Here is an 18,219-nt window from a genome sequence, read left to right on the forward strand (position 1 = left end):
TGTTATAATGAAAGCGAACCCTATGTGTTCGCTTTCATTTTTTATATTTCACAACAACGGTACTATTTATTAGCGACCAAAAGTCATTAGCCAATAAAAAAGGACGCTTCACAGCGTCCTAATTTTCTATTCTTTAAAAACTAAAGAGCAGATTTTGCTTTTTCAACTAAAGCAGCAAAAGCGACTTTATCGAATACAGCGATGTCAGCTAAAATCTTACGATCGATTTCAACAGAAGCTTTTTTCAAGCCGTTGATGAATTTGCTGTAAGATAAACCGTTTTGACGAGCGGCAGCGTTGATACGTGCAATCCATAATTGACGGAATTGACGTTTACGTTGACGGCGGTCACGGTAAGCATATTGACCAGCTTTAATCACTGCTTGGAAAGCAACACGATACACACGTGAACGTGCACCATAATAACCTTTAGCGGCCTTAAGAACTTTCTTATGACGCGCCCTTGCAATAACACCACGTTTTACACGAGCCATTATTTAATCTCCTAATGTATATGTTAACTAAAATTTACTAATGAACGCTTATGCTTATACGTATGGCAAGCACGCTACAACTAAAACTTGATCAGCTTTCGCAACCATGGATTTATGACGTAGATGACGTTTACGTTTAGTAGTTTTCTTAGTCAAAATATGACGTAAGTGAGATTGTTTACGCTTGAAACCGCCAGAAGCTGTTTTCTTGAAACGCTTCGCAGCACCACGTACTGTTTTAATTTTAGGCATTGTTTAAAAACTCCGCATTGTTTTGTTTAAAAAAGATAAATAGGCGAATATCTTGTTATATTGTTTGCAATATTTCAGACACTACTTGTAAAGCTCTTATTTATCACGTTATTCACAGAAATTTTCATCTCTGTTTTCCATAAAAGCCATCAGGCTGCTGAGTGTGCCTGATAAGCTTTAGATTTTTTATTGAATAGATCTGCTCAATTCAATAAAAAATTATTTCTTCTTAGGTGCTAACACCATAATCGCTTGGCGACCTTCCAATTTACCCGGTGCAGATTCCACCATGGCAATTTCCGCCGTATCTTCTTTTACACGAGCCAATACATCTAAACCAATGTCTTGGTGAGCCATTTCTCGACCACGGAAACGTACAGTAATTTTAACTTTATCACCATCTTCTAAAAAACGAAGAATATTGCGTAATTTTACTTGGTAGTCACCAATATCAGTACCCGGGCGGAATTTAATTTCTTTCACCTGTACCACTTTTTGCTTTTTCTTCTGCTCTTTGGCGGCCTTTTCTTTTTCGTAAATAAATTTACCGTAGTTCATAATACGACAAACTGGCGGTTCAGCATTTGGGCTAATCTCAACTAAGTCTAACTCAGCTTCTTCAGCTTTTGCTAATGCTTCTTGAATTGATACGATACCTATTTGCTCGCCATTTTGATCGGTTAGGCGAACTTCTTTAACGCGAATTTCATCATTAATACGATGAGCTCGGTTTGTCTGAACACGTTTTACTGGTTTAATAGTACTATTCCTCTGGTCAATTTATTTTCACATCATACTTTTTAGCCATTAGCAGAAGATATGATTTCTTTCTTTGCTCTACATTAAGCAAAACAGACGAAATTCTACGAGATTTTTCGAATTTATGCAATAAAAGAATGCTTTTTACACATAAAAATTTGTCGTTAAGGGGTCTCCAATATTTCACACAATTTTTGCCCAAAAGGCTCACGCCAGCCTCGCATCAAATCGGGTAATTTGTCTGGATCTTTTTGTTTTAGCCAAACCCACTTCATTAATTTTTCTAAACTTTTACGGCTTGCAATGACTTCGCAGGCTAAATTTTTAGGTGTTATCTCGAGTAATTTTTGTTGCAAGGCTTTAAATGTTTTTTTATAACGAGGATCATCGGAAAATCGTTCAATTACTGCTGGATAATCTATCGGGTCAACTCGTTTTATTTGTTCAATAACTTGTAACATTTTTTTACCATGAATCCGTACTTCTTGCGAATGAATACCTAAATCCAACAAATTTGATGTATTTTGCGGATGATATTTCGCTACTAACCATAAATTTTCCGCACGAACCACGAAATTCAATGCAAGATCACGTTTAATCGCTTCCTGTTGCCGCCATTTAGCTAATAATTTTAATCTCATTAACTCTTCTGAATTGAGCTTATTAACGTTTGGAATAGTTAAATAGGCTTTATCGGGATCGTTAACTTTCTCCTGCTTTTCCAATAATAAATAGCTGTCAAATTGCACCGCACTTTGCCAAGGTGTTTGAGCGAGTTGCTCTGCCATTTTGTGATAAAGTGGTAACAAATACCATACATCTGCCGCTGCATATTCAAGCTGTTTGTCTGATAAAGGACGAGCCAACCAGTCGGTTCGAGATGCTCCTTTATCAAGGCTAAATTCAAAATAATGCTGCATTAAAGTGGCTAACCCTGTAGAATTTGGGAAAGACAAAAAATTCGCCATAATTTGTGTATCAATTAACGGTGTGGGTAACTGATTGAAATAATGCTGAAATACTTCCAAATCTTCGTAGCAAGCATGTAACACTTTCAGCACATTCTTATTTGATAATAAAGCAATAAAAGGCGAAAAATCAGTGATGTCATTGGGATCAATTAGACTGACTTGCTCACCATCATAAAGTTGAATTAAACCTAATTTTGGATAATAACTGCGCACTCGGATAAACTCCGTATCTAAAGCAACCACCGCTTTTTGTTGAGCCAATTCGCAAATTTGAGCCAAACCTTGATTATCACTAATCATCTGAAAGTGCGGTTTATTTTGGATTTCTTTGATCATGATTAATTATTCAAACGTTTCGCCAATTCTTCATCACGCAACACACGGCGTAAAATTTTACCAATATTGCTTTTCGGCAATTCGTCACGGAATTCAATTTGTTTCGGAATTTTATAGCCAGTTAAATATTGGCGACAATGTTGACGTAGCTCATCACGGGTTAAGCTATCATCTTTTTTCACCACAAAAATTTTAATGGTTTCGCCAGATACTTCATGTGGAACACCTATCGCTACCACTTCAGCCACTTTATAATTTAACATCACAACATCTTCAATTTCATTTGGATATACATTAAAACCTGACACCAAAATCATATCTTTTTTACGATCCACAATACGTAGAATACCTTTTTTATTCATTGTGACAATGTCACCTGTGGCTAACCAGCCATCTTTCAGTACTTCGCTAGTGGCTTCTGGGCGTTGCCAATAGCCTTGCATCACCTGAGCCCCTTTGACCCAAAGTTCGCCAGCTTCGCCTAAACTTGCTTCACTGCCGTCTTCTTTCAGAATTTTAATCTCTGTATTTGGGACCGGCAAACCAATACTACCGTCATGCACTAAACAATCTATCGTAGATGCTGCCACCAAAGGTGAACATTCGGTTAATCCATACCCCTCAATGATATTACAATCGGTTAATTCGTGCCAACGGGTTGCAATAGCTTGCTGAACTGGCATACCACCACCGACTGTTAATTTTAACCCTGAGAAATCAACTTCTTTAAAATTCTCATTATTCAACAACGCATTAAACAAGGTATTTACCCCAGTTAACGCCACAAAATGGTGTTTTCTTAATTCTTTAATAAAGCCATCAATATCACGTGGATTGGTGATTAATATCCCTGTTATGCCTAACTCAATAAATAACAAACAGTTCGCACAAAGTGCAAATACATGATACAACGGCAATGGTAAAATCGCCTTACGCTCACGATGATTATCTCCCACAAAAGGTTCGGCAATCCAACGAGCTTGCATCACATTCGCCACCATATTGCCATGCGACAACATCGCACCTTTTGCCACCCCTGTCGTGCCACCAGTATATTGCAAAAAGGCTAAATCTGTTGGTTCTAATTCAGGGCGAACATATTGACGCATCTTGCCAATACTTAACACTTCACGAAAGGTTACTGCGTTTGGTAATTTATATTTGGGGACTAATTTTTTAACGTATTTCACTATAAAATTAACCAGCGTACGTTTACCAAAAGAAAGCTGATCTCCCATTCGCGTTAAAATAACATGCTTAACTGCGGTGTTAAATACGACCTTTTCTAAGGTTGAGGCAAAATTCGACACCACTACAATAGCCACTGCCCCACTATCTTGTAACTGATATTCTAATTCTCGTGGCGTATAAAGCGGATTGACATTTACTACAATTAAACCAGCACGCAACACACCAAATAAGGCTATCGGATATTGCAATAAATTCGGCATCATTAATGCAACACGATCACCACGCTTAAGTTTTAATTCATTTTGTAAATAAGCTGCAAAAGCCCGACTACGTTCTTCCAATTTACGAAAAGTCAATGCTTTGCCCATATTAATATAAGCTGGACGATCAGGATGTTTTTGTACTGCACTATCAAACATATCCAATAAATTAGCATATTTATTAATATTAACTTCTTTTTCCAGCCCTTTAGGGTAATTCTCAATCCATAACTTTTTCATATAAATCCTTATTCTTCTTTTATTCTTTCATAATATTAACGCAACACATAACGCACTTTCGGTTGAGCCAACCAGAATCGTCCCATAAATCTCCAACGTGGTCCAAAACCAAAAGGATAATCATCCCAATCATCATATTCATAGTAGTATTCTTTCTCTAACCGCCACTGCTTAAAGGCTTGCACACTTACCACTGGATATTGATAGTCTGCTTGATCAACTTTACCCATTTCTTTCCCTGTCAACTTGCCTTTTACCGTAATATATTGATCTTTCAAACTTTCCGGATCCACAAACCCTTTCAAATAAGCAATAAAACGACCATTTGTCGAACTATCCAATACTGGTTTTGCAGAAAATGACGAGACTTGCAAACTCAACACTTCTATCTTAGTTTGCTCATTTTGAGCCGTAACGGACAATACTTTGCCGCCCAAACGGACATCTTTACATTGACAAGCATAATGATCTTGCTCAATATCCTTTAAATTCTGGATAGTGAATTCGTCTTTTTCCAAGCCTTGCGGTGGATTAACGCAACCGACTAATAAAAGTGCGGTGATAAAAAACAATATTTTTTTCATAGCAACACCTTATTTTGATAGTTATTCTCTACCGGGTAATTTTTTCCACGTCACTTCATTACGCAAATACACGGGTTCAATTTCTGTGGCAGCAATAGTCTGCTTGGCAAACCACATTGGCACGGCAACAGAAAGCATATATTTTGCCGATGGCAAAGTAATTTCACTGTTTTTAGCCACATTATTTAACGATAAATAGGCTTGCCATCCTGTACCAACAGTTAACCAATTTCCGCTTAATGTATTAGCCTGCTCAAGCAATCTTTGTGGTGAACACACTTGTTCGGTAATTATTTCTTGCCATTGCAAAAACTCGCCAATTTCCAACCGCACTTTTTCCGCTTTTAAGGCTGAAAAATACACTTCATTCATACGAGCATCAATCGCGCAAAGTACCTGTTCTGCTTGATGTTGTTGGTACGCCGCTTGAGCCATGGCAGTCAAATTAGACACCGCAATCACTGGCAAATCCACACCAAAAGCTAACCCTTGAGCCACACTTGCCCCTACTCTCACCCCCGTAAAACTGCCCGGACCACGTCCAAATACCAACGCATCCAATTGGTTAAGCCGTAAGCCCGATTGCCCTAAAATCTGATCAATCATAGGTAGAATTCGTTTAGTATGGGTACGTTGTGCCACCTCATCTAAATGAGTAATTTCGCCCTGATGCAGTAATGCTACAGAACAGGCCTCCGTTGAAGTGTCAATAGCAAGTAAAGTTAGCTTTGTCATAGTGTTCCATGTTTATTATTGTGGTGCAGTTTCTGCCAGCACAGGGTATTTTGCATTCATCTGATCTGACCATTTTACTAGATTTGGAAAATTTTTACCAAAATCCACGCCTAATTTTTGCTCACGCAAATGCCACCAATCAATCACGCCCACCGCACAAATGGTGCCAATATTCAGTTCCGTAGCAAATTCTGCCAAGTTCTGTTCCAACATGGCAAAACTTCGCAGATTACGCTCTACTAATTGCTGATGTCGTTCTGTCCACCATTCCGCTTTGGGACGCAATAAAATTTCCGCAATCATTGGCAAGGTATTTTCCATAATCCCATCCGCCAAATTATGCAACGCCAACACATTCCAACGTGCCTTGCCCTCTTTCGGAAACAGTGTTGCATTTTTGCCTTTATTATCTAAATATTCTGCAATCAACAGACTACCAAACAACCAACGCCCACAATTGCGTTGCAATGCGGGTACACGCCCAAGGGGATTATCCTGATTATGTGGCGAGTGGGGATCAAAAGAAGAACTAACGGGCAACAGCGCAATGTTATCTTCAAGCTGATGATGTTTCATCGTGACGAGCACTTTACGCACAAAAGGGCTAGTGGTGGAATACCAAAGTTTCATAGAGAACTCCTTTTTGTCTGAATTTGAATGCAATATAGCATATTTTAACAAAGTAAATCAAAGAAGTGTTGACACTGCTGAGAGTATGGTCGAAAATTCCGAAAAATGACAAAGGAGTGATAAAATGGGTTGGACATTTGGATTGGTGGTATTCCTTATTTTTGTATGTGCATGGGGTGCTTTTGCTCATTATGCGTCAAAATAGGCAAAATTAGCGTCCAAAAGGTGGAACATATTATTCCGCCTTGATTTTCTGCAAAAAATCCACCACTTTGCCCAAATCTCTCGTTCGTTTCGCATTGGGTAAACTCTTCAAAAAAGTTTCGCCGTAAGGACGATTGACCAATCGGCTGTCACAAATAATCACTGCACCACGGTCGGTGACATCACGAATTAATCGCCCCACCCCTTGTTTTAAGGCAATCACCGCTTCGGGAATTTGCAAATCATTAAAAGGTTCGCCACCCTGTAACTTACAATCTTCAATGCGAGCTTTGAGCAAAGGTTCATCAGGCGAGGTAAAAGGCAGTTTGTCAATAATCACCAAAGACAAAGCATCACCACGCACATCCACCCCTTCCCAAAAGCTGGAAGTCGCCACCAATACGCTGTGATCTTCTTTAATAAATTGCTCCAACAACTTGGCTTTCGATATTTCCCCTTGCAACAAAATGGAAAGCGAACTGTTGGCACGGAAATATTCCGCCAAGCCTTTCATCATAAAATAAGAGGTGCAAAGCATAAAACAACGCCCTTGATTGGCTTCAATTACGGGCAATAGCATTTCTGCTAGCTGTGGTAAGGTGTGTTTTTGGTTGCTACTTGGCAGAAAACGAGGTACGCAAAGCAAGGCTTGTTCGGGGTAATTAAAGGGGCTTTGTAACACTTTTTGATCGGCGTTCTGAATGCCTAAACGATGGCAAAAATGCTGGAAACTGCCGCCCACTTCAAGGGTAGCAGAGGTGAAAATCCACGCTGCTTTTTGATTCGCCATTTGTTCGCCGAATTTATCGGCCACCGTCAATGGCGTAATATGCAAGCCAAATTGGCGGTTAAAGGTTTCATACCAATAACAATAGCCCGTAATGCTGGTGTCCGCGAGTCTTGTGAGCTGTTTTTTCACCGCATTCAAACGATCATAAATGCTGTCCAAGGTTTGCGAACGCCCTAAAGCCAGTTTCACCACCTCCGCAGTGAAGTCCAGTTTTTCCTGCAAAATTTCTAAGCCTTTTTGCACCGCAGTTTGTCGCAATAAATCCCGCCAATTGCCCCGTTGATTGCCTTCTCCCAGCAACAAGCGAAAATCCTGCACCATTTTTTGCAGATGATCACTTGCTACCCCAAGCTGCTGCATATCTTTCACTTCGGTGCGGTAAACAATTTGTAAATCCTTACAAAGATCAAACAGTTGGCGAGAAGTCAGCGATTGCCCAAAATAGTGGCTGGCGATGTCGGGCAGTTGATGGGCTTCGTCAAAAATAATCACTTCCGCATCAGGAATGAGTTCCGCAAAACCGCTTTCTTTCACTGCCATATCCGCACAAAATAAATGATGATTGACCACCACTAAATCCGCTGCCAAGGCTTTTTTGCGAGCCAATGCCACATAACAATCGGCATAATGAGGGCAATCTGTGCCTAAACAGCTGTCGGTGGTGCTGACTAATTGCGGCAAAATCGGGCTGTCTTCGGCAAGGGTGGAACATTCCGACAAATCCCCCGTTTTGGTGGCAAGTTGCCATTTTTGCACTTTGCTTAAATCCACCAAAATGGATTTATCCCCCACCAAGCCCATATATTTCACCTGCTCCAAGCGTTCCAAACAAAGATAGTTGGCTCGCCCTTTGAGCAAGGCGATTTTGCCCGTGTAATTTAAGGCTTGTTGAATGGCAGGTAAATCCCGTTTAAACAGCTGATCTTGCAGATTTTTTGAGCCCGTGGAAATAATGGTTTTCTTTTTTACCAATAATGCAGGGGCGAGATAAGCAAAGGTTTTGCCCGTGCCAGTGCCAGCCTCCACCACAAGTGCGGTGCGATTTTTAATTGTTTTTTCCACCGCAGTTGCCATGTCTAATTGTTCTCGTCTGGGACGAAAACCATTAATCTGCTGACTTAACGCACCGGTTTCAGAGAAAATGTTGATTATTTCGGACATTGTTTATTTATTTTATGATTAATTTTGCGGTATATTGTAGCATCTCAATTCCACCAAAAGGAAAATTTATGAAATCCACTTTAATCAAACCAATTTGTAATGAATTATCCCTTTATCAATATAATGAAATTGCTGTGTTAGAACTCGATCACCCAATAGGAACAGCAAAAATCGCTTTACAAGGTGCACATTTATTCAGTTGGAAACCAGCACATTGTCAACAAGATGTATTTTGGTTAAGTGAAATGGAACCCTTTAAACGAGGTTCGGCAATTCGTGGTGGTGTACCGATTTGTTTCCCATGGTTTGGTAATAACGGTACGCCAGCACATGGTTTTGCTCGCATCAGCTTATGGGATGTAACCGATTATGATATTCAACCGAATAAAGTAACATTAACCTTTTCTTTATTTGCCACGGATAAAACGCCAATTGCGCAAATCAACATGATATTTACGGCACAATGCGAATTAATCTTTACCAATTATCAGCAAGAAAACGCTCAACTAGCTTTACATAGTTATTTTAATGTAGGTGATATTGAACAGATACAATTACATAATTTACCCACCACGACCTTTAATTCCCTTACCCAACAACAAGAAAATGTGCCATCGCCACGCACTATCGGGGAAAATATAGATTGTATTTATACCGCAGAAAACGGTGCTACGTTCATTGAAGATCAAATAAACCAACGCACTATTATCGTTGAACACATTAACGCATCCGACATCGTGGTGTGGAATCCATGGCATAAACCCACTAGCAGTATGTCAGACATCGGATATAAAACCATGGTTTGTGTGGAAAGCGCACGGATTAAACAACCGTTAAAGCAAGAATCTGTCGGCGTAAAAATTCAAATAAAAAACACCGCAGTTTAAATAATTAGATAAAACCACCATGCTTTAACCACATTAATATCAGAGAAGAAACCAACAATGAACCAACGGTAGTAATACCAATAATATTTGCTACCGTGGTGCCATTTCCCCCCATCGCTTTAGTCATGGTATAAGCGGCAGATGCCAACGGTGTAATTGCCATTAACAATACAATCCCCATATTGATGCCACTTAATCCCACCAGTTGAGCCAAAAATAACATTAATAAAGGCGACACCAAGAGACGACCTAAACTTCCCCATGTCGCCACTTTTGATGTGTTCATTAAGCTACGAAGATTAATGCTGGCTCCGGCACAAATTAACGCAAAAGGCAACGTTATATCCGCTAAATAATGCCCTGTTGTAGCAAAAGGTTTTGGTAACTGAAAATGTATTACATTTGCCAAGAAACCCAATACAATAGCAATAATTAATGGATTTTTCGCCACTTGTTTTATCATTTGCCAAATCGTGATTTTTTCATTGGATAAAGCACGCGTTAAAGTAATCACGGCTAAAATATTATACACAAAAATTAATGCGGCAGAATAAATAGACGCTGGCGTCAGCGCTTGTTGACCATAAGCATTCACGCAAAATGCTAACCCTAAAATACCATTATTGCCTCGATAAAAGGATTGTACTAGATTACTTCGCTCTCGTTTTTCTGCGACAAATCGGCTCGCTAAACACTCACCGATTAAAAACAGTAAGACAGTACCACCAATTCCCACTAAAAGTAATTTTATTTGTGAAAAATAGTCAATTTCTTTACCATAAACACTAAAAAATAGCATTAATGGCAAAGTAATATTAAAAATCACTTTGGTCGCTTGATCGCAAAAACGTTCATCGATCACTTGTGAACGACGTAACCACATCCCCAACAACAGCAAGAGAATAATCGGTAGCGTGACATTTAACGAAAATAAAAAAGATGAAATAAATTGTTCCATACATCACCATGAGATTAACGCTAGGCTTGAAATTTGATAAATAAACACCATTTTCTACTATAACAAAAGACTTTATATTTTACCAATGGATAGCTATTTTATAAGGAAAAATGATGAAACTCATGATTTAAATGGTGTAACATCCATTGAAATTAAATGAGATGTTGCTATTGCCCGGGTGTTAAATCTAGCCTAGTTTATTGTTAATTCATCTAGGAAATAGTTACCGTTAATCATCATACCTTTTTGTTTGTTGCGAATTGTTTTTTGTTAGTTGAGATTTCGGTATTGTTCAGTTTTTTTTATTATTATGGGAGTTTTTATGAATCAAAATATAATACCAAATGGTGATGACCAACGATCTACTTTATGGATTGCTTACGCCCTATTTGGTGCAGGCATTCTGTTTGGGGGATTGCCTGCCATTGCGGGTGTCATTCTCGCTTATATTAAAAAAGAGGAAGTTTTTGGTGCCTACCAAGATCACTATCGTTTCTTAATCCGAACTTTCTGGGGAACCTTATTAGGTTTTGTGCTTGGTGGAATACTTACTATTATTGGCATTGGGGCATTAATTATTTTTGCTGTGTCTATTTGGTACATTTTCCGTGTAGTGGTTGGTGCATTACGTTTAAAAGAAAATGCCACTATTACACCAACAGGTTGGTTTAAATAATCATTTAAAAAACTCTATTTTATGAAGTGAAGTAAGATGTTTTGTTGTTAACCATAAAAAAACGGTGGAATAGACCACCGTTTGCTCAATATAGATTCCTATCTATTATTCCACGATTAATGTACGACAAGTATTTGTATCACCATTACCTAATGGATCACCATGGGTTAATAAGACAAGATCGCCTGAAACCAAGAAGCCTTTATCTTTTAATAACTGTACAGCTTGTTTAGTACTTTCTGCAGTACGTGATTCACCATCACAGAAAACAGGCGTTACCCCACGATATAATGCACAAAGATTCAATGTAGATTGATGGCGTGATAAGGCAAAAATAGGTAATCCAGAACTAATGCGTGACATCAATTTTGCAGTATAACCAGTACTTGTCATTGCAATGATGGCTGCCACACCTTTCATGTGGTTTGCTGCATACATTGCAGAGAATGCCACAGATTCACCAATAGTATCAAATTGAACATCCATACGATGACGAGAAACGTTAATACTTGGCATTTTTTCCGCACCCAAACAGACTTTTGCCATCGTTGAAACAGTTTCAGCTGGATATTGACCAGCAGCAGTTTCAGCCGAAAGCATTACTGCATCTGTACCATCTAATACGGCATTTGCCACATCCATTACTTCTGCCCGAGTTGGCATTGGGTTGCTAATCATGGATTCCATCATTTGGGTTGCAGTAATCACTACACGATTTAAACGGCGTGAACGACGAATTAATTTTTTCTGTACGCCAACTAATTCCGGATCACCGATTTCTACCCCCAAATCGCCACGCGCCACCATAATCACATCAGAAGCTAAGATAATATCATCCATCGCAGCATCATCAACGACAGTTTCAGCACGTTCTACTTTGGCGACGATTTTCGCCTCTAAACCTGCTTCTTTAGCTAATTGACGAGCATAATTTAAATCTGCACTTGAACGTGGGAAAGATACGGCTAAATAATCGACACCAATACGAGCCGCCGTGATAATATCCGCTTTATCTTTTTCAGTTAATGCATCTGCAGATAAACCACCGCCTAATTTGTTAATTCCTTTATTATTTGATAATGGACCACCAACCGTTACTTCAGTAAATACCTTCGCACCTTCGGTCGCTAATACTTTCAATTGAACTCGACCATCATCTAATAATAAAATATCGCCGGGTACCACATCTTGTGGTAATGTTTTATAATCTAAACCAACGGCATTTTGATTACCTTCACCTTTCGGCAATTCAGCATCTAAAACAAATTTATCACCCACATTTAAGAAAATTTTACCGTCTTTAAAGGTAGATACACGAATTTTAGGTCCTTGTAAGTCTCCTAAGATTGCCACATTTTTGCCTAATCTTTTAGCAATTTCGCGTACTTTATTTGCACGTTCAATATGATCTTCTGGCGTACCATGAGAAAAATTCATACGTACAACATTCGCACCCGCTTCAATAATTTTTTCTAAATTATTACCTTTATCAGTAGATGGCCCCATTGTACATACGATTTTTGTTCTTCTTAGCTTTCTAGACATTGCTTTCTCCGTCACTAATTTTATTATTTGAAATGATAATATATTTACATCGCTATAACATTGACAGCTATCTAGTTACCACGATAAAACTGGCGTGCATTATACGCTGAAAACGCTTTAAAAGCGAGATGTGTGAAAGAAAAATTTCCCATTGACATGTACATAAATTTACGATTATATTTTGTTAAATTATTGTATAAGGGAAATCTGATGAAAATTTTTATTATGCGTCATGGTGAAGCAGAAATGTTTGCCAAATCCGATAAAGATCGTACACTTACTGAATTTGGTGAAAAAAGTTCAGCCAGCCAAGGCATTTGGCTTAAGGAAACGGCTGGTTATTTCAATAAAGTACTCGTTAGCCCTTATATTAGGGCTAAACAAACCTTTGAATATATTAATAATATTTTTTCTGAACAACTTACCGAACGAGCTGAAACTTGGGATGCCATTACTCCTTATGGTAAAGCAGAAGTTGTTGTAGATTATCTCTCTACTTTATTTGATGAAGATATTAAACAAGTTTTAATTGTTTCCCATTTACCTTTGGTGGGTGAAATTGTAGCCGAATTATGTGGCAAAAATAATGTCTCTTTTTTACCCGCAACTATTGCTGAAATTGACTGGGATGCTGAAATGGGGAAATTAATTCAAACAAAAAATCCATAATGGATAAAAAGCGCGGTATTTTTTACAACTTTCTGAAAAACTAAGCATAAATGGCTATGCTTAGATTAATTCAAATAAGTACCTTGTTGTGCAGAATGATCATATTCCCAGCCTAAATAACGAGCTGAAACTTCATCCGCCAGCAATTCAAACTGCTCAACTTGAGTAAAAATTTCTTGCGAGTTTAACGCCAATTCTTGCTCTACTTTCAATAAATAGACTTTATTTTGATTATCCAATTTCACTTTATGTTCGGTATATTTAATCCTGTCGAACTGAATTTTAGATAAATTACATTTCTCAATAAAACGTTCAATATCGTCCTTATCATCGAATTGAAAATTATGCTCTATTCGTTGTGGTTCAGACAAATTCACGCCATTTTCAGTTAACGTATCTAAAATTTCTTCTGTCACTGTCATTTTATGCTCTAAAGGTGACGGTAATAAAAACTCAAAATAGGTGTCCCAATTTGGATCCTGCTGAATCACTAATTCATCATAAGATAATTGTCCTAATGTTTCTAATAAATTGATTTCATCATTAAAATAAAAAAATTGTTGCGACTTACCATTCGACAAAATATGCCCCGCATAAACAACATCAGGCAACGCACAAAGTTGTGTAATGGTATGTAGTAATTGGCTAAACATCGCGTGATAAGATGCTTCTGCCGGCAAACCATTTTCATCACGTTCATAGCGACGAATAATTTGAGCAATATTACTCTGACGAAACTCCGTCAATGTGGCTATTAAAGACATATTAACCGACACTATTGCTACTTGATCATTAAACCAAGTACGGTAATTTTGCCAATTTTGGTCATCAATTTCTTGCTGAAAATTCACGTCTGACATTATTTAAATTCCGCCCAAATGGGTGCGTGATCAGAAGGTTTTTCCATTGCTCGAATGTCCCCATCAATCCCCACATCCACACATTTCTCTGCTAATGCCTGATTTACCAAAATATGGTCAATCCGCAAGCCACGATTATCATCAAAACCCTTAGAACGATAATCAAACCACGAAAATTGATCATTGACTGTTGGATTTAATTTACGGAAAGTATCTTCTAAGCCATAATTATATAGGCGTTGATACCATTCTCTTTCTTCAGGTAAAAATGAACATTTTCCTGTGCGTAGCCAACGTTTACGATTTTCTTCTCCAATACCAATATCCAAATCCGTTGGGCTGATATTCATATCTCCCATGATGACAATAGGATTTGACTTATTATGTTGGTTTTCTACATAATGTTGTAAATCCTCATAGAATTTCTGCTTGGCAGGGAATTTAATTTCATGATTTCGAGATTCCCCTTGTGGAAAATAACCATTGATCACCGTTAATAGCCCAAATGGCGTATCAAAATCCGCCATAATAATCCGTTTTTGTGCATCTTCATTATCGGTTGGAAAGCCTTTACGTACTGCAACGGGTTGCTGTTTACACAATAACGCCACACCATAATGCCCTTTTTGTCCATGATGAAAAACGTGATAACCCAAATGTTCTACTAATTCGTAGGGAAATTGCTCATCTGCCACTTTAATTTCTTGCAACCCCAAAATATCAGGCTGATGTTTCTCTATAATTGCATTTAACTGATGGGGTCTAGCACGTAATCCGTTGATATTAAAGGATATAATTTTCATAAAACGCTCTAAATAAAAATGAATGGTTTATTATACAGCCTTTATAAAGTGGGTGGAACTGGATAAATAAAATAAACGCGCTATTTTACTGATAATTTGCTTTTGATAATCATTATTATTTGCTATGATTGCAGTCGTTATTTTTATATTATACGGAGCTTAATGATGAAAAAAGTATTATCACTTCTTGCAATAACAACTTTCGCTCTTGCTCATCAAGCAATAGCACAAGAATCTAGCCCTACAACAGTTAAAATAGAGACGGGTACACAAGCTGGTAAAGTGTTAACCGAAAAAGGCAGAGTATTTGTAAATCAATCTGGCACTGTCGTACATGGATTCTTTAAGGCTGGTGATAAAATGAAAAGACATAACCACGACGGCTATGAACTTTTCTTTACCGTGTTAAAAGGCAAAGCTAATATTGTGTTAGATGATAAAGAAACTCATCCAATTAATGCTGGTGAAATCCTTTATTTCAACGGTAAACATTTTATCAACGCTGACTTCCCTGAAGAAACCGAAGTATTAATTAGCTTAATCAAAGAATAATAATGAGAATGTATAAAAATCTGTATTTAAAAAAGTACAGATTTTTTATTTACCATTTTTCTGCAGCAATATGATCACTATTTCGTTCTTCAATCCAACGCTCACCTTGCTCGGTTTGTTCTTTTTTCCAAAACGGTGCTTTGGTTTTTAAATAATCCATAATAAATTCATTAGCCGAATACGCATCACCACGATGAGCGGTACTCACCCCAACTAAGACAATTTCATCACCAGTATGCAACAAGCCAACTCGATGAATTATCGCCACTCTCTGTAAATTCCAACGCTGTTTAGCTTCGATCACAATTTCTTGCAAGGCTTTTTCGGTCATTGCTGGATAATGTTCTAAATATAGGCTAGATACTTTATCGCCTAAATTCATTTCACGCACTTTGCCCACAAAAATGGTGGTTGCTCCCACGGAATTTTGCTCCGATAACCAACGATAAACCGCATTTTGATCAAAAGGTTGTGTTTGCACTGCGATAAAAATATCCGACATTTAACCCCCTGTTACAGGTGGAAAAAAAGCAATTTCATCACCTGATTTTATTGTACTTTCTAATGGTAACAAGGTCTGATTGATCGCCACCAATAACTTACCTTTTTGCAATGCTAACGCCCATTTATCGCCCTGTTTAACCAAGTGCTGACGTAGGCTTTCTGCTGTATCAAATTCTGCTTTCAATTCTAATTGCTCAATACCAATTAATTCTCGAGTTTGAGCAAAAAATAACACTTTTAACATATTTACCTATTATTCCACTTTAAAATGTCCTGATTTTCCACCGCACTTTTCTAACAAACGCAAGCCTGAAATCACCATATCTTTTTGTACCGCCTTACACATATCATAAATAGTCAATGCTGCCACGCTTGCTGCCGTTAAGGCTTCCATTTCGACTCCCGTTTTGCCAGTTAATTTACACAGGCTTTCAATGCGAACTTGGTTACTGTCTGAAAGTGCGGTTAAATTCACTTCTACTTTAGATAATAACAACGGATGGCATAACGGAATCAGTTCCCACGTCCGTTTCGCCGCTTGAATCCCTGCAATTCTGGCGGTGGCAAATACATCCCCTTTATGATGATTACCCTTAACAATCATTGCTAAGGTTTCTGGTGACATTGTCACAAACACTTCTGCTCGAGCTTCTCGCACTGTATCTTGTTTAGCCGACACATCCACCATATTGGCTTCACCATTTTGATTAATATGGCTAAATTCTGTCATTCTGTTATCTCTTTTTTGGCTATGTTCGAATTTTATATTAATATTGTAGGGGCGTATTGCATACGCCCTTTTAATGCTTGCCCCAATTTTAGGGCAAATTTGCAAATTCGAGATGATGGCGTATGCAATACGCCCCTACAATCATCTCCTAAATTAAATATAATCAACACAAAAAAACAAATATTGACTATTCTTTACCCACCAATACTAGCTAAATTTGCTCTTACACCGCTATCGCCTTGATGTAACAAATGATGTTCTCGTTTACCCTGTAACGCACCGAAAAGCCTTGCTTGTAAAAGTAATTGCTGGTTATCTGATTGTAACAATTCTCGCAAATCAACGCCTTCTTCGCCAAATAAACATAAATGCAATTTGCCTTTAGCGGAAACTCGCAAGCGGTTACAGCTGACACAAAAATTCTTCTCGTACGGCATGATTAGCCCAATTTCACCTTGATAATCAGGGTGCGAAAACACTTTTGCTGGTCCATCAGTCCGTCCTTTCGGTTGTAATTGCCAACCTTGTCGCAATAATTTATCCATCAAAATTTGCCCAGAAATATGATGTTTTTGGAAAAAATAATCCATTTCTCCCGTTTGCATTAATTCAATAAATCGCATTTGAATCGGACGATGCTTTATCCAAGCCAAAAACTGCTCAAACTCCCGATCATTAAAGTCTTTCATCAACACTGAATTAATTTTGATTTTCTGATAACCTACTTCAAAAGCACGATCAATACCACGCATTACATCATCAAATTTATCTTCCCCTGTAATACGATAAAACTGACGAGGGTCAAGACTATCCACGCTCACATTAATAGATGTAATTCCCGCTTTTCGCCACACCTCTACGTCTTTCGCCATACGATAACCATTAGTGGTCAATGCCAAGGTGTGAATATTCTCAATATTCGCAATATTTTCCACTATCTCAATAAAATCTTTGCGTAAGGTTGGCTCACCGCCGGTAATTCGAACTTTCTCTGTTCCCATAGCAGCAAACGCCTGTATCACACGACGAATTTCATCTAGGTGAAGAAATTTATCACGTTCAGGATTGGGTTGATAACCATTAGGCAAACAATAGTTACAACGAAAGTTACAAACATCGGTAATCGACATTCGTAAATAGTAGTATTCTCGCTGGAACGGATCAACAAGCCGCGCCGACAAATTTCGGATAGGAATAGATTGCATAAGATACCTTTATAAAAAAGAATAGGACAAACCGTTTCCAGCGTATCCCCGAGTGATGATAAAACTAACCATCACTGGCATTGCTACCCTATCAACTCATTGAGAGACTTAGGTACACAAGCTCGGTATATGAAATTGCTTTTATTTTAAAAGAGATAACCCCAAAGTACAACCCAAAAGCAGATGATTAACACCTTTTAGGTAGAAAAATAAGTTAATTATT

Annotated in this window: 21 protein-coding genes and 1 riboswitch; of the genes, 4 read left to right on the top strand and 17 right to left on the bottom strand. The window is 38.1% G+C overall.

The genetic code is table 11. The annotated features are described in order from the left end of the window. Window positions 1–140: 140 nt before the first annotated feature. From rplT to yoaA, 9 genes are all read right to left on the bottom strand, one after another. Complete coding sequence (gene rplT, locus E0709_RS08340) at window positions 141–494, bottom strand: 50S ribosomal protein L20 (RefSeq protein WP_005596075.1); 354 nt, start codon at window positions 492–494, stop codon at window positions 141–143. Between the two features lie 54 nt (window positions 495–548). Beyond that, window positions 549–746, bottom strand: a complete 198-nt coding sequence (gene rpmI, locus E0709_RS08345; protein WP_011200231.1) for a 50S ribosomal protein L35 — start codon at window positions 744–746, stop codon at window positions 549–551. Window positions 747–965: 219 nt separating this feature from the next. Next, window positions 966–1,526, bottom strand: coding sequence for a translation initiation factor IF-3 (gene infC, locus E0709_RS08350; protein WP_425339225.1), 561 nt, complete (start codon window positions 1,524–1,526; stop codon window positions 966–968). Between the two features lie 143 nt (window positions 1,527–1,669). Further along, window positions 1,670–2,812: a ribonuclease D gene (rnd, locus tag E0709_RS08355; protein WP_132302505.1), complete on the bottom strand. Its 1,143-nt coding sequence runs from the start codon at window positions 2,810–2,812 to the stop codon at window positions 1,670–1,672. 2 nt (window positions 2,813–2,814) lie between these two features. After that, a complete protein-coding gene (gene fadD, locus E0709_RS08360; RefSeq protein ID WP_132302504.1) occupies window positions 2,815–4,503 on the bottom strand; it encodes a long-chain-fatty-acid--CoA ligase FadD in 1,689 nt (562 codons plus the stop codon). Window positions 4,504–4,538: 35 nt separating this feature from the next. Beyond that, the gene (locus tag E0709_RS08365) at window positions 4,539–5,087 is read right to left on the bottom strand and encodes a Slp family lipoprotein (protein WP_132302503.1); all 549 of its coding nucleotides are present in this window, start codon (window positions 5,085–5,087) and stop codon (window positions 4,539–4,541) included. 21 nt (window positions 5,088–5,108) lie between these two features. Next, window positions 5,109–5,822 (bottom strand): tRNA (adenosine(37)-N6)-threonylcarbamoyltransferase complex dimerization subunit type 1 TsaB, encoded by a 714-nt coding sequence (gene tsaB / locus E0709_RS08370; protein ID WP_132302502.1) that lies wholly within the window; start codon window positions 5,820–5,822, stop codon window positions 5,109–5,111. A 15-nt stretch (window positions 5,823–5,837) separates the two neighbouring features. Continuing rightward, window positions 5,838–6,452, bottom strand: coding sequence for a glutathione S-transferase (locus E0709_RS08375; protein ID WP_132302501.1), 615 nt, complete (start codon window positions 6,450–6,452; stop codon window positions 5,838–5,840). Window positions 6,453–6,687: 235 nt separating this feature from the next. Next, on the bottom strand, window positions 6,688–8,607 hold the full coding sequence (gene yoaA, locus E0709_RS08380; protein WP_132302500.1) for a DNA repair helicase YoaA: 1,920 nt from the start codon (window positions 8,605–8,607) through the stop codon (window positions 6,688–6,690). Window positions 8,608–8,675: 68 nt separating this feature from the next. On the opposite strand from yoaA, the gene E0709_RS08385 reads away from it, so the two are divergent. Further along, window positions 8,676–9,494 (top strand): D-hexose-6-phosphate mutarotase, encoded by an 819-nt coding sequence (locus E0709_RS08385; RefSeq protein ID WP_132302499.1) that lies wholly within the window; start codon window positions 8,676–8,678, stop codon window positions 9,492–9,494. Between the two features lie 4 nt (window positions 9,495–9,498). On the opposite strand, the gene E0709_RS08390 is transcribed toward E0709_RS08385, so the two are convergent. Next, window positions 9,499–10,452 carry an AEC family transporter gene (locus tag E0709_RS08390; protein ID WP_132302498.1) on the bottom strand — a complete coding sequence of 318 codons (954 nt, stop codon included), beginning with the start codon at window positions 10,450–10,452 and terminating at the stop codon, window positions 9,499–9,501. 322 nt (window positions 10,453–10,774) lie between these two features. On the opposite strand from E0709_RS08390, the gene E0709_RS08395 reads away from it, so the two are divergent. Further along, window positions 10,775–11,128: a DUF4870 family protein gene (locus tag E0709_RS08395; RefSeq protein WP_132302497.1), complete on the top strand. Its 354-nt coding sequence runs from the start codon at window positions 10,775–10,777 to the stop codon at window positions 11,126–11,128. Window positions 11,129–11,233: 105 nt separating this feature from the next. Here E0709_RS08395 and pyk read toward each other — a convergent pair whose 3' ends face one another. Next, window positions 11,234–12,673, bottom strand: a complete 1,440-nt coding sequence (gene pyk / locus E0709_RS08400; RefSeq protein WP_132302496.1) for a pyruvate kinase — start codon at window positions 12,671–12,673, stop codon at window positions 11,234–11,236. 210 nt (window positions 12,674–12,883) lie between these two features. On the opposite strand from pyk, the gene sixA reads away from it, so the two are divergent. Next, window positions 12,884–13,342: a phosphohistidine phosphatase SixA gene (gene sixA / locus E0709_RS08405; RefSeq protein ID WP_132302495.1), complete on the top strand. Its 459-nt coding sequence runs from the start codon at window positions 12,884–12,886 to the stop codon at window positions 13,340–13,342. A gap of 65 nt (window positions 13,343–13,407) precedes the next feature. Here the strand turns inward: sixA and E0709_RS08410 are convergent, their stop codons facing one another. Continuing rightward, a complete protein-coding gene (locus E0709_RS08410; protein WP_132302494.1) occupies window positions 13,408–14,202 on the bottom strand; it encodes a TIGR01619 family protein in 795 nt (264 codons plus the stop codon). Further along, window positions 14,202–15,005: an exodeoxyribonuclease III gene (xthA, locus tag E0709_RS08415; RefSeq protein ID WP_132302493.1), complete on the bottom strand. Its 804-nt coding sequence runs from the start codon at window positions 15,003–15,005 to the stop codon at window positions 14,202–14,204. The genes E0709_RS08410 and xthA overlap by 1 nt, the downstream gene beginning before the upstream one ends. A gap of 162 nt (window positions 15,006–15,167) precedes the next feature. Between xthA and E0709_RS08420 the strand changes: the two genes are divergently transcribed. Beyond that, window positions 15,168–15,557: a cupin domain-containing protein gene (locus E0709_RS08420; RefSeq protein ID WP_132302492.1), complete on the top strand. Its 390-nt coding sequence runs from the start codon at window positions 15,168–15,170 to the stop codon at window positions 15,555–15,557. A gap of 49 nt (window positions 15,558–15,606) precedes the next feature. Here the strand turns inward: E0709_RS08420 and moaE are convergent, their stop codons facing one another. The 4 genes from moaE to moaA form a co-directional block, all read right to left on the bottom strand. Beyond that, entirely contained in the window at window positions 15,607–16,059 is a 453-nt protein-coding gene (moaE, locus tag E0709_RS08425; RefSeq protein WP_132302491.1) for a molybdopterin synthase catalytic subunit MoaE, read from the bottom strand. Beyond that, window positions 16,060–16,305 carry a molybdopterin synthase sulfur carrier subunit gene (gene moaD, locus E0709_RS08430; RefSeq protein WP_132302490.1) on the bottom strand — a complete coding sequence of 82 codons (246 nt, stop codon included), beginning with the start codon at window positions 16,303–16,305 and terminating at the stop codon, window positions 16,060–16,062. 9 nt (window positions 16,306–16,314) lie between these two features. Then, window positions 16,315–16,791: a cyclic pyranopterin monophosphate synthase MoaC gene (moaC, locus tag E0709_RS08435; protein WP_132302489.1), complete on the bottom strand. Its 477-nt coding sequence runs from the start codon at window positions 16,789–16,791 to the stop codon at window positions 16,315–16,317. A gap of 194 nt (window positions 16,792–16,985) precedes the next feature. Beyond that, window positions 16,986–17,996 carry a GTP 3',8-cyclase MoaA gene (gene moaA / locus E0709_RS08440; RefSeq protein WP_132302488.1) on the bottom strand — a complete coding sequence of 337 codons (1,011 nt, stop codon included), beginning with the start codon at window positions 17,994–17,996 and terminating at the stop codon, window positions 16,986–16,988. Next, window positions 17,985–18,133, bottom strand: a riboswitch (molybdenum cofactor riboswitch). (Overlaps the previous gene by 12 nt.) Window positions 18,134–18,219 lie beyond the last annotated feature (86 nt).

The organism is Lonepinella koalarum, assembly GCF_004565475.1.
Lineage (GTDB): Bacteria > Pseudomonadota > Gammaproteobacteria > Enterobacterales > Pasteurellaceae > Lonepinella > Lonepinella koalarum.

What these genes read in the sequence shown, in the direction of transcription:
- rplT (WP_005596075.1), bottom strand. Translation starts at nt 494, where the DNA reads ATGGCTCGTGTAAAACGTGGTGTTATTGCAAGGGCGCGTCATAAGAAA.
- rpmI (WP_011200231.1), bottom strand. Translation starts at nt 746, where the DNA reads ATGCCTAAAATTAAAACAGTACGTGGTGCTGCGAAGCGTTTCAAGAAA.
- rnd (WP_132302505.1), bottom strand. Translation starts at nt 2,812, where the DNA reads ATGATCAAAGAAATCCAAAATAAACCGCACTTTCAGATGATTAGTGAT.
- fadD (WP_132302504.1), bottom strand. Translation starts at nt 4,503, where the DNA reads ATGAAAAAGTTATGGATTGAGAATTACCCTAAAGGGCTGGAAAAAGAA.
- E0709_RS08365 (WP_132302503.1), bottom strand. Translation starts at nt 5,087, where the DNA reads ATGAAAAAAATATTGTTTTTTATCACCGCACTTTTATTAGTCGGTTGC.
- tsaB (WP_132302502.1), bottom strand. Translation starts at nt 5,822, where the DNA reads ATGACAAAGCTAACTTTACTTGCTATTGACACTTCAACGGAGGCCTGT.
- E0709_RS08375 (WP_132302501.1), bottom strand. Translation starts at nt 6,452, where the DNA reads ATGAAACTTTGGTATTCCACCACTAGCCCTTTTGTGCGTAAAGTGCTC.
- yoaA (WP_132302500.1), bottom strand. Translation starts at nt 8,607, where the DNA reads ATGTCCGAAATAATCAACATTTTCTCTGAAACCGGTGCGTTAAGTCAG.
- E0709_RS08385 (WP_132302499.1), top strand. Translation starts at nt 8,676, where the DNA reads ATGAAATCCACTTTAATCAAACCAATTTGTAATGAATTATCCCTTTAT.
- E0709_RS08390 (WP_132302498.1), bottom strand. Translation starts at nt 10,452, where the DNA reads ATGGAACAATTTATTTCATCTTTTTTATTTTCGTTAAATGTCACGCTA.
- E0709_RS08395 (WP_132302497.1), top strand. Translation starts at nt 10,775, where the DNA reads ATGAATCAAAATATAATACCAAATGGTGATGACCAACGATCTACTTTA.
- pyk (WP_132302496.1), bottom strand. Translation starts at nt 12,673, where the DNA reads ATGTCTAGAAAGCTAAGAAGAACAAAAATCGTATGTACAATGGGGCCA.
- sixA (WP_132302495.1), top strand. Translation starts at nt 12,884, where the DNA reads ATGAAAATTTTTATTATGCGTCATGGTGAAGCAGAAATGTTTGCCAAA.
- E0709_RS08410 (WP_132302494.1), bottom strand. Translation starts at nt 14,202, where the DNA reads ATGTCAGACGTGAATTTTCAGCAAGAAATTGATGACCAAAATTGGCAA.
- xthA (WP_132302493.1), bottom strand. Translation starts at nt 15,005, where the DNA reads ATGAAAATTATATCCTTTAATATCAACGGATTACGTGCTAGACCCCAT.
- E0709_RS08420 (WP_132302492.1), top strand. Translation starts at nt 15,168, where the DNA reads ATGATGAAAAAAGTATTATCACTTCTTGCAATAACAACTTTCGCTCTT.
- moaE (WP_132302491.1), bottom strand. Translation starts at nt 16,059, where the DNA reads ATGTCGGATATTTTTATCGCAGTGCAAACACAACCTTTTGATCAAAAT.
- moaD (WP_132302490.1), bottom strand. Translation starts at nt 16,305, where the DNA reads ATGTTAAAAGTGTTATTTTTTGCTCAAACTCGAGAATTAATTGGTATT.
- moaC (WP_132302489.1), bottom strand. Translation starts at nt 16,791, where the DNA reads ATGACAGAATTTAGCCATATTAATCAAAATGGTGAAGCCAATATGGTG.
- moaA (WP_132302488.1), bottom strand. Translation starts at nt 17,996, where the DNA reads ATGCAATCTATTCCTATCCGAAATTTGTCGGCGCGGCTTGTTGATCCG.